The following is a 13,469-nucleotide window of genomic DNA, read 5'->3' on the forward strand; positions in this document are numbered from 1 at the left end:
GGGCCGGTCATGAAAGTTGCATGAAATGTTGCCCAAAAGAATTAAATTGGGACTACAATAGCGTCGTATCAAGCAATGCCACGCATCGCTCCGCCAGGGCCACTACCCCGCCCTGATCATCAGCACGCATTTTTTGAACAGGATGGCTGGCGGTGCCGGGCTTGCGCTCCTGACACCACCACCAAGCACGCACCATGTCTGAAGAAAAAACCATCACCGAAACGAGTTCCTACGGCAAGGAAACGCCGGTGGGACGTCCCGACATCGATGGCCGCGCGGGCATCTTCGTCCCCACCGCGGAATTTGACATCGACAACACGACCACCATCCGCAAGGGTGCCGGCATTGTCGGCTTTGGCAACCTCGATGGCACCCTGACCGTGTACTTCGAGGCGAACCGCTTCGACGAAAGCAACCTGCACAAGTGGGAGCACAAGGCGCGCAAGGCGTATGACCGCATGGTCATGGGCGCGCCCACGGTATCGAAGGCGAAGATCGATGCGCGCATGCTGGAACAAGTGGGCATCATCGATGGCATGGGCATCAACCTCAAGCATCCCGAACGCCTGACGCACTGGCTGACGATCTCGAACGTGCTCGACACGGCACCGGAAGCGCCGGTCGTGCGCTGGAAGAACCGCTGACCGGCCGCAAAGCCAGGCGTGGCGCCAGTGACGAGGTGTTGTCCTACAAAGTGGCGGACAGTCATCTGATGCCTCCAAGCATCAACTCACCCTATGATGAAAGCATACCAACACATTCCACATCACTCAGGAGTACGACATGTCCCGCCTCATCCCGATCAGCTTTGGCGCCTTGCAAATAGGTCTGGCAGCGGCGGCGATGTATATCCTGTGCTCGGCGGATGTGCTGCACCAGAGCGCGGTGTACTTCCACTAAAATCGCGGCGTATTTGCACTAAAATTCCACCGACGCAGCGCGCCGCAGGCGCGTCTCGCCCATTGGGCTGGCCGGGGCATTAACGGCGGCCGTGGTAACGTCCATGCCCGCCCCAGCCGCCGCGGTGTCCACCGTAGCGGCCAAAACCAAACACGAAGTCCAGCCCGATCGATACGGGCGGATTGTAGTAATACGGCTGTGGCGCATAGACAGGCGTCGGCACGTACACAGGTTGCTGTACGTACACCGGCTGCTGTTGTACATACACCGGTTCGCTCGTGTACTCCACGCGCGGCTCGCCGACCACGCGGCTCGACTGCACCGGCTCGGACGACACCGTATGCCATTCATATGGATTGTAGGCTGCCTGTGGCGCGCGCGTGCCGTAATACGCGGGACCGGGCGGCGCCACGGCGCAGCCGCCCAAGGCAACCAGTGAAATGCCTGCCAACAGGATTTTCATCGCAATTCTCCTAATTTGTACTACTGCTAATTAAGTACTATAAGAAATTACGCGGTGCTTTGCTGTGCTTTTACCGATTGTTACACCCATACGCAGACTGCAACATGAAGTGTGGCAACGCCGCCACAAGCGGCCTGTACTGCACGTTTCCCCGTCTACCGGCTCACATTAATGTTCACATTCATGCTCAGATAAATGGTATCTCGCAGGTATCGATGGCTTTGCCGGCGGCATCGTAGCGCTGCACGCATATCTGGTAGCGCACGCCGTAGTCCAGCTCGACTTGCTCGACCTTGCCATACTTTAATTTCCAGCTGGGCTGCGCCTGTTTGCGGCCGGACAGCGCGGCCACGTCCTGCGGAATGGCCATGGCCGTTTGCGTCTCGCCCTGGCGCGCATCCTGGCGCCGCGCCACGTCCATGGATACGCTCAGCGCCACGTCGACGCCGCCATCCACATACGCCAGCTTCGGCGCGCTGCGCTGCGCGCGCATCACGCCCCAGCTGCAGGCCTTGCCAGCGGCATCGCATTGCTTCAGTTGCGCCAGCGGAAAATATTCGGCGGCAATCGTGCCATCCTTGACAGGCCAGCTGGTGCGTACGCCATCACGCTTGCCGTTCAGGGGATTGTCCCAGCTCAGGCTATTCACGATGGCCACCGTTTGCCCCGCCTGCAGGCCGGGCGGGGTGCCCAGGGAAGCACAGGCGGACAGCAGCAGGCCGGCGGCGGCGAGCGTGGAGAGTATCAGGATACGTTGCATAATAAACCTCTTCTGGCGGAAACCGCGATGGCATGCCCCGAGAGTAACAGAGTCGGGAGCGGCACCGCCGTTGGCTGGCGCACATAACAGTACGGGCAGCGCCTTTGCAAGCGCTGCCCGTCCGGGGTAAAGCATCATCCGGGAGTGAGCCTCCCGGCGCCACCTGGATTAATCCAGTTTCCAGGCGTAATCAACCTTGGTCCAGGTTTGCGCTGCGGCGCCATCCTTGGTACCCGGCTTGAACTTGCAGGCGGAAATGGCCTTGACGGCAGCCTTGTCCAGGTTCTTGAAGCCGCTGCTCTTGTCGACTTTCGAATCGGCGACGCTGCCGTCCGCATTCACCAGGAAGGACATCGTCACCGTGCCCTGCTCTTCATTCATCAGCGAGGCTTTCGGATACTCCGCCTTGCAGTTCTTGGAATCGAACGACGCCGGCACCTCGGCCGCGAACGACGCGGAGGAGGCCGATACCAGCAAAGCTGCTGCAACACTCATAAAACGCTTATTCTCAAACATGTGCTTCCCCAATGATTATCAGATTCAGTAATTACAATTTCCAGGAATAGTGGACCGTGGTCCAGCTTTCCACTGCGCTGCCATCCTTGCTCGCTGGTACAAAAGTACAGCGCGCAACAGCAACGATCGCCGCCCTGTCCAGCTCGCGGAAACCGGTACTTTTTTCAATCTTGACATCCAGCACCTTACCCTGCGCCGTCACCAGCGCGGACAAGGTGATGTCGCCCTCTTCCTTGTTCTGGCGGGCACGTTCCGGATAGCCCGCCTTGCATTGCTCGGCATCAAAAACCGGCGCCACCATGCCCTGCTGGACGGCACAGCCCGCGCTGCCCAGCAGTACGGCGGCCAGCGCCGCGTGACGCCACCGCTGCCGAACGATCAAAACTCTTCCCACTCGTCATTGCTGGTGCTGCTGGCCGCAGCCGCCTTGCGTGGCGCCGCAGGGGCGACAGGCGCGGCGGCTTCCGCCTTGCGTGTCAACGACTTGACCGGACGCAATGCCGGTGCAGGCTTGCGCGCGGCAACCGGTGCGGCCGCCACGGGTGCCGGCACGTAGGCCGCCGGCTTTTCCTCGCCTTCGACCAGCTTGAAGATGCTGACCACGTGGGCCAGTTCGGCCGCCTGGTCTTGCAGGCTTTGCGCCGCGGCGGCCGCCTGTTCCACCAGTGCCGCATTTTGCTGCGTCATGCCATCCATCTCGATGATCGACAGGTTGACCTGTTCGATGCCGGCGCTCTGCTCCTGGCTGGCACTGGCGATCTCGCTCATGATGTCGGTGACGCGGCGCACGCTGTCGACCACTTCGCCCATCGTCACGCCGGCCTGGCCGACCAGGCGCGTGCCGCGTTCGGTCTTCTCGGCCGAGTCGTCGATGAGGATCTTGATTTCTTTCGCCGCGCCAGCGGAACGCTGGGCCAGGTTGCGCACTTCCGACGCCACCACGGCGAAGCCGCGGCCCTGTTCGCCGGCACGCGCCGCTTCCACGGCCGCGTTCAGCGCCAGGATGTTGGTCTGGAAGGCGATGCCGTCGATCACGCCAATGATGTCGACAATCTTCTTCGCCGATTCATTGATCGAGCTCATGGTATCGACCACTTGCGAGACCACGGAGCCGCCCTTGAGGGCCACGTCCGATGCGGTGGCGGCCAGCTTGTTGGCTTCCCGCGCATTGTCCGCATTCTGCTTCACGGTCGAGGTCAGCTCTTCCATGGCCGAGGCGGTTTTTTCCAGCGCGCTGGCCTGCATTTCCGTGCGCGAAGACAGGTCGATATTGCCGTCGGCGATCTCGCGCGATGCCGTGCCGATGGTTTCCGTTCCCACGCGTACCTGGCCGACGATGCCCACCAGGCTGTTGCGCATTTCTTTCATTTCCGCCAGCAGGCTGGAATTGTCCGAAGGCTGGGTGTGGATGCCGATCGACAAGTCGCCGTTGGCGATGCTGCCGGCGATCGATGCCGTGTAGTCCGGTTCGCCGCCCAGCTGTTTCAGCAAGCCACGGGTAATCACCAGCGCTGCCGCCACGCCCATCGCCACGGCCAGTACGCCGAGGATGATCATGAACAGGCGCGCGCTGTCGAAGGCCTTGCGGGCATCCGACTGCATCTGCTCGTTCAGCTTGTCTTCCAGCGTGGCCAGCTGCTCCAGCGCTTCCATCCATTTTTTCTGTACCGGGCGGATTTCCTTGATCATCACGCGCGTGGCGCCTTCCGCATCGTTGGCCATCCACAGGGCGGACGCCTTGGCGATGGCCGGCATGGCGGCGGCTTCATATTCCTTGATCGACGTCAGCAAGGCCTTTTCTTCAGGGGTCGACTCGACGGCAAATTTCTCTTCGAGCTTTTTCTGCGTCTCCTGATACGTGGCCGTTTGCGTCTTGATGCGCGCCATTTCCGGTTCCATATCGCTCGCGTCCGTCATCAGGGTGAGGATGCGCAGCGACGTGATGCGGTCGCTGACGTTGCCACGCATGTCGATCACCAGGCGGGTGACGACGTTGTTGACATTGATCACATGATCAAGGCGTTCCTGGATTTGCGCCATGCGCGCGATGCCGAGGACGGTGACGGCCACCAGCAGAACCAGTACCAGGGCGAATCCCAGGCCCAGGCGGGTACCAACCTTCATTTTTGCTAAATTCATTTCGGCTCTTCGTAAATGAAACTATTGATAAGAATTTTGCCCGGCACGACAAGACGAAGGCTGCGGGACGCCGGTTTCCACCGCTGCCGACTGGTCAGCTGGTGGTATCCGGCCGCACGCAGCCTGGGGTGCTTCCTGGTCTACTGCAGCGCTGAAAAAACCAGTGACTGCGAATGCAAATTTGTTCCACATACTGAATTTTTGACACACTTGATGGTGAGATCAACATCAAACATTCATATGAGAAATATTTGTCTATAATCAATTATAGGTGTAAATTTTGCCTCAAAGCAAGCAATAAGTGCCTGAATAAATTGCAGATTAACTTTCTTCGGGGAAATGGCAACAACGCCGTTTCTTGCCAAGCAGAAACGCCCCATTGCAGTGCGGGCGTGCGCCGAAAATGCGCATTTACAACACATGGCATAGCCATATGACATCGTTTTCGGCGAGACAACAGAGGAGGAAGCAAGGCGGGTAATACCAGTACGCGGCGGCACAGGTATAGACAGCTTGGATCAGCTATCCCAGCTGCAATGCATGACATAGGCGTGCGTACCCGTGCCGAAGACAAAGACGCTCCAGATGGCGCCCAATTGACCGGCCAGGCTGCGCTGGACCGATGATACCAGTTGATACCAGTGCACTTCAGCACCGAGCAGTTCGGCCAGTTCGCCCTCGAACCCGTCATATAAACGGGCATCGAGCGGCTGGCGCTCCGCTTCGCTCATGGCACGCAGGCGCTCCAGCAGCCACTGGCGTGGCGTGCAGGCAACGCCGCTGCACGCCACGCTGCCCAGCGGGCGCAGGGCCCAGCCCTCCGGCGCCATGCGCAGCACGCGGCACAGCGCGTCAAGCGACGCCTGCGGCGCAACGGGTCCCAGATACTCGCACAGAAACAGGCTGCCATCATCCTTCAGCGCGCTGACGGCTTGCAGGTAGCCATGCAACTGGCGTGCATGGGCGTGGCCGTCGCCGCTCATCAGGCCGGCAGCGACAGGCGCGCCGCCGCTTCCAGCAGCAAGCGGGGGTCGCCCGATGCCAGCTTCTTCGAGTCCGACAGGGTCTGGCGGAAGCCGCGCGCGCCGGGCAGGTTTTGCATCAGGCCCAGCATGTGGCGCGTAACGCTGTTGAGCTTCAGGCGGCCCGCTTCTTTTTCCAGCTGCGCGCTGATGTAGGGGATCATCGCTTCGAGCACCTGCTCGCGCGTTTTCACGGGAGCGTCGTCGCCATAGTAGCGCTGGTCGAACTGCGCCATCACGTAGGGGTTGTGATACGCCTCGCGGCCCAGCATCACCCCATCGAGGTGCTGCAGGTGCAGGTCGATTTCGTCCAGCGTCTTGATGCCGCCATTGATGATGAACTCGAACTGGGGAAAGTCGCGCTTCAGGCGGTAGGCATAGTCATACTTGAGCGGCGGCACTTCGCGGTTTTCCTTCGGGCTCAGGCCCTTCAGGATGGCATTGCGCGCATGCACGATAAACGTCTTGCAGCCCGCGTCGGCCACCGTGCCGACGAAATCGCGCACGAAGTCATACGACTCGCTGTCATCGATGCCGATGCGGTGCTTCACCGTGACGTCGATATCGACCACGTCGCGCATGGCTTTCACGCAGTCGGCCACCAGTTGCGGCTCGGCCATCAGGCACGCGCCGAATGCGCCCTTTTGCACGCGCTCGGAAGGACAGCCGCAGTTCAGGTTGATTTCATCATAGCCCCACTGCTGGCCCAGCTTGGCGCTGGTGGCCAGGTCAGCCGGATCGCTGCCTCCCAGCTGCAGGGCCACCGGATGCTCTTCCTCGTTGAAGCGCAGATGGCGCTCCACGTCGCCGTAGACGAGCGCGCCCGTCGTCACCATCTCCGTGTACAGCCAGGTATGGCGCGTGATTTCGCGGTGGAACTTGCGGCAATGGCGGTCGGTCCAGTCCATCATGGGGGCGACGGACAGGCGGCGGGAAGGCAGAGAAGAGGAAGTCATGATGTCTACAAAAAAACAAGGGCTGCAAATGACAAACCCGCTGCGCGCCTCACCAGTGACGGTGACGCGGCGCAGCGGGCCGGAGGCAACATGGCCCGCAGGCCATGCGCTACAACATATTAAGAATCACGCGACGCTTTTTTACGCTCGTGCTCTTTCAGGAAACGCTTGCGCAGACGGATCGATTTCGGCGTGATTTCCACCAGTTCGTCGTCCTCGATGAACTCGACCGCGTATTCCAGGGACATCTGGATCGGCGGTACCAGGCGCACCGCTTCGTCGGTACCCGACGAACGCACGTTGGTCAGCTGCTTGCCCTTGATCGGGTTGACGACCAGGTCGTTGTCGCGCGAGTGGATACCGATGACCATGCCTTCGTAGACCGGGTCATTGTGCGACACGAACATGCGGCCGCGGTCCTGCAGTTTCCAGATAGCGTAGGCAACAGCGGCGCCGTCGTCCTGCGAGATCAGCACGCCGTTGCGACGGCCAGCCATTTCGCCACGGGTGTTGTCGACTGGTGCGTATTCGTGGAACACGTGGCTCATCAGGCCGGTGCCGCGGGTCAGGGTCATGAATTCGCCCTGGAAGCCGATCAGGCCACGCGCCGGGATCAGGTACTCGAGACGCACGCGGCCCTTGCCATCCGATTCCATGTTTTGCAGGTCGCCGCGACGACGGCCCAGTTCTTCCATGACGCCGCCCTGGTTGGCTTCTTCCACGTCGACCGACAGGTTTTCAAACGGCTCGTGGCGCACGCCATCGACCATCTTGAACACCACGCGCGGACGCGATACGGCCAGCTCGAAGCCTTCGCGACGCATGTTTTCGATCAGAATCGTCAGGTGCAGCTCGCCGCGGCCCGATACTTCGAAGATCGTGTCGTCGTCGGTTGGTGCCACGCGCAGAGCAACGTTGGCTTTCAATTCTTTTTCCAGACGGTCGCGCAGTTGACGCGAGGTCACGAACTTGCCTTCGCGGCCAGCCAGTGGCGAGTTGTTGACCATGAAGTTCATGGTCAGGGTCGGCTCGTCGACGGTCAGCATAGGCAGCGCTTCTGGCGTGTCCACTGCGCACAGGGTCGAACCGATGCCGATTTCGTCGATACCGTTGATCAGGCAGATGTCGCCGGCGACGGCTTCGTCCACCAGCACGCGCTCCAGGCCCTTGAAGTTCAGCACCTGGTTGATGCGGCCCTTGATCGGGGTGGCGCCTGGACCATTGATGACCAGCACGTCTTGACCAACTTTAACGGTACCGCGGTTGACGCGGCCAATGCCGATCTTGCCCACGTACGACGAGTAGTCGAGCGAGGTGATCTGCATTTGCAGCGGGCCTTCCGGATTGTCGTCACGCACTGGAACGTGTTCCAGGATGGCGTCGAACATCGGCTTCATGTCGCCGCCGCGCACGTCTTCGGTCAGGCCGGCATAGCCGTTCAGGCCCGAAGCGTAAACGATAGGGAAGTCCAGTTGCTCGTCTGTAGCGCCCAGCTTGTCGAACAGTTCGAACGTCTGGTTGATGGCCCAGTCCGGGCGCGCGCCTGGACGGTCGATCTTGTTGACGATGACGATAGGCTTCAGACCCAGTGCCAACGCCTTGCGCGTGACGAAACGGGTTTGTGGCATCGGGCCTTCCTGTGCATCGATCAGCAGCAGAACCGAGTCCACCATCGACAGAACACGTTCCACTTCGCCGCCGAAGTCGGCGTGGCCTGGGGTGTCGACGATGTTGATGTGGGTGCCTTCGTACTCAACAGCGCAGTTCTTCGACAGAATCGTAATGCCGCGCTCCTTTTCCAGGTCGTTCGAGTCCATGACTCGGGTGTCGACCGCTTGGTTTTCACGGAAGGTGCCGGACTGGCGCAGCAGCTGATCCACCAGCGTGGTTTTGCCGTGGTCAACGTGGGCGATAATGGCGATATTACGAATTGCGCGTTTTGTATTTGACATGGTCGTAGTAGTTACTGAAAAACTGCGGTGTGCGTACAAGATGTACGAGATACCCGAATGCTAATCTATTTCCGGAACCGCGTAGTATAGCATGTTGCGTTGCAACGCTATCTAAAAATGCTGGCGGCTCCCGCAGTCGGGGACGGATTGTTTAAAAATGCGACACCGGGTTAGCAGTGTCGCTGATCAATATGACTTGACCATGACTTACCTATGACTTACCTATGACTTAACGACACCTGACAAAACCGTAGCGAGCGGAAGTGAGTTGTGGTCAAGAAGCGCAGCTGTGCGCGGCACGGGGCCGCCGGGGCAGTGAGCATCGCAGGCCGCAAATCACGACGCGCAGTAGGTTTGGTCAGGCCTTCACTGATGCGCGGTGGCGATCAAGCGCTCCGGCGCCAGGATGCTGTATTCCTGCAACTGGCCCGTGCCCAGCAGCTTGCTGTCGTGATACACGCGCACCCTGCCCGGCTCGGCGGGTACGGCGACCTCTTCTTTGCCCAGCGCGATGCGCTGGCCATGCAGGAAACGCTTGGCCAACTCTTCCGTCAGTTGCACGGCAGGAAAACTCGACAGCAAGGCATCGACGGGTGCGAGCAGGCTCAACGGTTCGGCATGGGCCGTCAGCTCGTCCAGCGTAACGACGCCGTCCAGGGTCAGGCTGCCCACTTGCGTGCGGCGCAAGGCGTTCAGATGGGCGCCGCAACCGAGGGCATGGCCGATGTCTTCGCCCAGCACGCGGATATACGTGCCCTTGCTGCACATCACGGACAATTTCAGGAACGGGGCTTCATAGCCGAGGAACTCCAGCTTGTGGATGGTCACCGGGCGCGCTTCGCGCTCCAGGGTGATGCCCGCCCTTGCATACTCATATAAGGGCTTGCCGTCCCTTTTCAAGGCCGAGTACATGGGCGGCGTCTGCAGGATGGGCCCGCGGAACTGCGCCAGCACGGCCTCGATCTGCTGCGGCGTGACGTTGACGTCGCGCGTTTCCAGCACGTCGCCTTCCGTATCGCCCGTATCCGTCGTCTGCCCCAGGTGCACCAGGGTTTCGTAGGTTTTATCCGCTTCCAGCAAATCCTGGGAAAACTTGGTCGCCTCGCCAAAGCACAGCGGCAGCAAGCCCGTGGCGAACGGGTCCAGGGTACCCGTATGGCCCGCCTTCTTCGCGTTGAGCACGCGCTTGGCCTTGATCAGCGCATCGTTGCTGGACCAGCCCACGGGCTTGTCCAGCAGCAAGACGCCGTCCACCAGATCGCGCACCCGCTTGATGCCGGGCGGTTTCTTCGGACCGGCCACTGTTATTGCTCGCCCGCTTTGTCCGCGGGCTCGCCGTTCGGCTGCTCGTCCGGCTCGGCATCGGCCGCGCGCGTGGCGTTGGCCTTGTCGATCAACAAGGACATTTCCATGCCGCGCGAGGTGGAGCTGTCGTGCACGAAATGCAGCATCGGCAAGGTGTGGATGTGCAGGCGCTTGCCCAGCAAGCCACGGATGAAGCCGGCCGCAGCCATCAGGCCTTCGGTGGTGTTCTTGATGGCTTCCTTGCTGTCTTTCAACATTGTGAAAAACACCTTGGCGTGCGCGTAGTCGGGCGTGATCTGCACTTCGGTGATGGTGATCATCGTGCCGACGCGGGGGTCTTTCAATTCGTAGGCGATGATTTCAGCCAGATCGCGCTGGATCTGGTCAGCCACGCGCAAGCCGCGCGCTGGCATGGTTTTGCTATGTTTAGCCATGATAGTAAGTGCTGTCCTAAGTGCCGCAGGGCGCATGGGTCAAACGGTTACCCGTTGCCCCATGCGCCCCACGTGTTTGCGCGGACAACGATATGTCCGCGCGGTATTTCATTTCTTTTACTGCTGCGATTACAGGGTACGCGCGATTTCCTGGACTTCGAACACTTCCAGCGTGTCGCCAACCTGAATGTCGTTGTAGTTCTTCAGCGACAGGCCGCACTCCAGACCGGCGCGAACTTCTTTCGCATCGTCCTTGAAGCGTTTCAGGGAGTCGATCTCGCCGCTCCAGACCACGATGTTGTTGCGCAACAGGCGGACGGAAGAAGCACGCTTGACCACGCCATCGGTGACCAGGCAACCGGCAATCGCGCCCACTTTCGAGACCAGGATAACCTGGCGGATCTCGACCTGGCCGATGACCGTTTCGCGTTTCTCTGGTGCCAACATGCCCGACAACGCCGATTTGATCTCGTCGATCGCATCGTAAATGATGTTGTAGTAGCGAATGTCCACGCCATTCGACTCGGCCAGCTTGCGTGCCTGGGCATCAGCACGGGCGTTAAAGCCGATGATGACCGCTTTCGAGGCGACTGCCAGGTTGACGTCCGATTCCGTGATGCCACCGACGGCCGCGTGTACCACTTGTACGCGCACTTCGGAAGTCGACAGTTTCTGCAAGGAGCCAACCAGCGCTTCCTGCGAACCCTGCACGTCGGTTTTAATGATCAACGGCAAGTTTTTCACTTCGCCTTCGGCCATCTGGTCGAACATGTTTTCCAGTTTCGCAGCTTGCTGTTTCGCCAGTTTCACGTCACGGAACTTACCTTGACGGAACAGACCGATTTCACGCGCCTTGCGCTCGTCAGCCATGACGACGACTTCTTCACCGGCGACCGGCACTTCCGTCAGACCCTGGATTTCGACCGGAATCGACGGACCCGCTTCAGCGATGGCCTTGCCGTTCTCGTCCAGCATGGCGCGCACGCGGCCATACGAAGAGCCCGCCAAGATCACGTCGCCGCGGCGCAAGGTACCCGACTGCACCAGGATCGTCGCGACAGGACCACGGCCCTTGTCCAGACGCGCCTCGACCACCAGGCCGCGTGCAGGCGCTTCCACCGGTGCCGTCAGCTCCAGCACTTCGGCTTGCAGCAGCACTTGTTCCAGCAGGTCATCGATACCCTGACCCGTTTTGGCCGAGACCGGCACGAATGGCGATTCGCCACCGTATTCTTCCGGCACGACTTGTTCGGCGACCAGTTCCTGCGTCACGCGGTCAACGTTGCCGCCTGGTTTGTCGACCTTGTTGATCGCCACCACCAGCGGTACGCCAGCTGCTTTCGCATGGGCAATCGCTTCTTTCGTTTGCGGCATCACGCCATCGTCGGCGGCAACCACCAGAATAACGATGTCGGTTGCCTTCGCGCCACGGGCACGCATCGCGGTAAACGCTTCGTGACCCGGGGTGTCGAGGAAGGTGATCATGCCGCGTGGCGTATCGACGTGGTAAGCGCCGATATGCTGCGTAATCCCGCCCGCTTCGCCCGATGCCACCTTGGCGCGACGGATGTAATCGAGCAGCGAGGTCTTGCCGTGGTCGACGTGACCCATGACGGTGACCACCGGTGCGCGCGGCTTGGTTTCGAAGTGCGCGTGTTCGCCCACGTCGGCCAGCAGCGCTTCCGGATCGTCCAGTTCGGCGGCGAACGCCTTGTGGCCCATTTCTTCCACCAGAATCATGGCGGTTTCCTGGTCCAACACCTGGTTGATCGTGCACATCTGGCCCAGTTTCATCAAATGCTTGATGACTTCGGAAGCCTTGACGGACATCTTGTGCGCCAGTTCGGCCACGGTGATGGTTTCCGGAACGTGCACGTCCTTGACGACGGCTTCCGTCGGCGCCTGGAAGTTCGATTCACGGTCGTCATGGTGCGTCGGGCGGCGGCCCTTCGCGCCACCGCGCCAGCTGTCACGGCCGCCTGGGCCGCTATTGCCGCGTGGCTTGGGACCACCGGTGGTGCCGCGTTTTTTCGCGTCATCGGACCAGGTGGACGACACATTGGCCGACTTGATGGATTTCTTGTCTGCAACAGCAGGCTTCTTGTCGCCCGGCTTGTCGCCAGGTTTCTTGTCGGCAGGCTTGTGCAGGGTGCCTTCCGGCGCCTTTGGCTTGACGGGAACCGGTGCAGGCTCAGGCGCCTTGATGGCGCGGCGTGGCGCGTTCATCATGGCCTTGATCTGGGCCACTTCATCGGCAACGGCCTTGCGTGCGCGCTCGGTGGCTTCCGCTTTCTCGGCGGCTTCCTTGGCGGCAACAGCAGCGGCAGCGGCTTTTTTCTTCGCTTCTTCAGCGGCGGCAGCTTTTTTCGCTTCCGCGGCGGCATCGTCGGCGACAGGCGCGGCGGTGCTGGCGGCAGGCGCGGCGGCAGCCTTGGCGGCGGCTTTCTTCGCTTCCGCTTCCGCTTCTTTCTTCGCAGCCAGTTCAGCCTGTTGCGTGGCTTTCGCCTGGGCTTCTTTTTCCGCGTCGAGCTTGGCCAGACGTTCCTGCTTTTCGCGCAGGTCGGCTTCCTGGCGGGCGATCAGTTCTGCCTGTTTACGGGCATCTTCCTCACGGCGCGCCACTTCGGCGGGATCGATCACCGGCGCGGCAGGCGCGGCCGGTTCAGCTGCGACCGGCGCCGCTTCGTCACGCTGGACGAAGGTGCGTTTCTTGCGCACTTCCACCTGGATGGTGCGCGACTTGCCGGTGGCGTCAGCTTGCTTGATTTCAGTCGTTTCCTTGCGGGTCACGGTGATTTTTTTCTTTTCTGTGTCAGCCGCTGCGCCGTGTGTGCGGCGCAGATGATCCAAAAGCTTGTCCTTATCATCTTTCGACAATGGATCTGACGTCGAACTTTTCTCGACGCCGGCAGAACGCAGCTGCGTCAGCAGCAAATCTGCAGGCATCTTCAGTTCGGTGGCAAATTGGGCTACGTTGTTACTCGCCATTCAGTCCTCTTTTCTATGTGTCGCGGAGATGATA

General features: G+C 60.6%; 12 protein-coding genes. 1 reads left to right on the plus strand and 11 read right to left on the minus strand.

Going from position 1 to position 13,469, the window contains the following annotated elements:
- Positions 1–194 precede the first annotated feature (194 nt).
- Positions 195–644: a hypothetical protein gene (locus ACZ92H_RS22775; RefSeq protein WP_131374123.1), complete on the plus strand. Its 450-nt coding sequence runs from the start codon at positions 195–197 to the stop codon at positions 642–644.
- A gap of 335 nt (positions 645–979) precedes the next feature.
- Here the strand turns inward: ACZ92H_RS22775 and ACZ92H_RS22780 are convergent, their stop codons facing one another.
- From ACZ92H_RS22780 to infB, 11 genes are all read right to left on the minus strand, one after another.
- Positions 980–1,363, minus strand: coding sequence for a hypothetical protein (locus tag ACZ92H_RS22780; protein ID WP_465051124.1), 384 nt, complete (start codon positions 1,361–1,363; stop codon positions 980–982).
- Positions 1,364–1,550: 187 nt separating this feature from the next.
- Positions 1,551–2,123, minus strand: coding sequence for a hypothetical protein (locus ACZ92H_RS22785; RefSeq protein WP_465051125.1), 573 nt, complete (start codon positions 2,121–2,123; stop codon positions 1,551–1,553).
- A 168-nt stretch (positions 2,124–2,291) separates the two neighbouring features.
- Entirely contained in the window at positions 2,292–2,618 is a 327-nt protein-coding gene (locus ACZ92H_RS22790) for an energy transducer TonB (RefSeq protein WP_131374129.1), read from the minus strand.
- Between the two features lie 52 nt (positions 2,619–2,670).
- A complete protein-coding gene (locus tag ACZ92H_RS22795) occupies positions 2,671–3,021 on the minus strand; it encodes an energy transducer TonB (RefSeq protein WP_131374131.1) in 351 nt (116 codons plus the stop codon).
- Entirely contained in the window at positions 3,018–4,763 is a 1,746-nt protein-coding gene (locus ACZ92H_RS22800; RefSeq protein WP_131374402.1) for a methyl-accepting chemotaxis protein, read from the minus strand. Before ACZ92H_RS22800 ends, ACZ92H_RS22795 begins: the two co-directional genes overlap by 4 nt.
- 533 nt (positions 4,764–5,296) lie before the next feature.
- Positions 5,297–5,761, minus strand: a complete 465-nt coding sequence (locus tag ACZ92H_RS22805) for a hypothetical protein (protein WP_465051126.1) — start codon at positions 5,759–5,761, stop codon at positions 5,297–5,299.
- Positions 5,761–6,756 carry a tRNA dihydrouridine(20/20a) synthase DusA gene (gene dusA, locus ACZ92H_RS22810; protein ID WP_465051127.1) on the minus strand — a complete coding sequence of 332 codons (996 nt, stop codon included), beginning with the start codon at positions 6,754–6,756 and terminating at the stop codon, positions 5,761–5,763. The genes ACZ92H_RS22805 and dusA overlap by 1 nt, the downstream gene beginning before the upstream one ends.
- 119 nt (positions 6,757–6,875) lie before the next feature.
- On the minus strand, positions 6,876–8,708 hold the full coding sequence (gene typA, locus ACZ92H_RS22815) for a translational GTPase TypA (RefSeq protein ID WP_076569139.1): 1,833 nt from the start codon (positions 8,706–8,708) through the stop codon (positions 6,876–6,878).
- 366 nt (positions 8,709–9,074) lie between these two features.
- Positions 9,075–10,010, minus strand: a complete 936-nt coding sequence (gene truB, locus ACZ92H_RS22820) for a tRNA pseudouridine(55) synthase TruB (protein WP_131374136.1) — start codon at positions 10,008–10,010, stop codon at positions 9,075–9,077.
- Positions 10,011–10,012: 2 nt separating this feature from the next.
- Positions 10,013–10,447 carry a 30S ribosome-binding factor RbfA gene (rbfA, locus tag ACZ92H_RS22825; RefSeq protein WP_465051129.1) on the minus strand — a complete coding sequence of 145 codons (435 nt, stop codon included), beginning with the start codon at positions 10,445–10,447 and terminating at the stop codon, positions 10,013–10,015.
- Positions 10,448–10,576: 129 nt separating this feature from the next.
- Positions 10,577–13,435 carry a translation initiation factor IF-2 gene (gene infB / locus ACZ92H_RS22830; protein WP_131374139.1) on the minus strand — a complete coding sequence of 953 codons (2,859 nt, stop codon included), beginning with the start codon at positions 13,433–13,435 and terminating at the stop codon, positions 10,577–10,579.
- Between the last annotated feature and the right edge of the window lie 34 nt (positions 13,436–13,469).

It is taken from the genome of Janthinobacterium foliorum (genome assembly GCF_978021625.1).

Bases quoted from the DNA above. Each gene is read 5' to 3' on its own strand.
- ACZ92H_RS22775 (WP_131374123.1), top strand. From the start codon at position 195: ATGTCTGAAGAAAAAACCATCACCGAAACGAGTTCCTACGGCAAGGAA.
- ACZ92H_RS22785 (WP_465051125.1), bottom strand. From the start codon at position 2,123: ATGCAACGTATCCTGATACTCTCCACGCTCGCCGCCGCCGGCCTGCTG.
- infB (WP_131374139.1), bottom strand. From the start codon at position 13,435: ATGGCGAGTAACAACGTAGCCCAATTTGCCACCGAACTGAAGATGCCT.
- ACZ92H_RS22800 (WP_131374402.1), bottom strand. From the start codon at position 4,763: ATGAAGGTTGGTACCCGCCTGGGCCTGGGATTCGCCCTGGTACTGGTT.
- ACZ92H_RS22780 (WP_465051124.1), bottom strand. From the start codon at position 1,363: ATGAAAATCCTGTTGGCAGGCATTTCACTGGTTGCCTTGGGCGGCTGC.
- typA (WP_076569139.1), bottom strand. From the start codon at position 8,708: ATGTCAAATACAAAACGCGCAATTCGTAATATCGCCATTATCGCCCAC.
- ACZ92H_RS22790 (WP_131374129.1), bottom strand. From the start codon at position 2,618: ATGAGTGTTGCAGCAGCTTTGCTGGTATCGGCCTCCTCCGCGTCGTTC.
- dusA (WP_465051127.1), bottom strand. From the start codon at position 6,756: ATGACTTCCTCTTCTCTGCCTTCCCGCCGCCTGTCCGTCGCCCCCATG.
- ACZ92H_RS22805 (WP_465051126.1), bottom strand. From the start codon at position 5,761: ATGAGCGGCGACGGCCACGCCCATGCACGCCAGTTGCATGGCTACCTG.
- rbfA (WP_465051129.1), bottom strand. From the start codon at position 10,447: ATGGCTAAACATAGCAAAACCATGCCAGCGCGCGGCTTGCGCGTGGCT.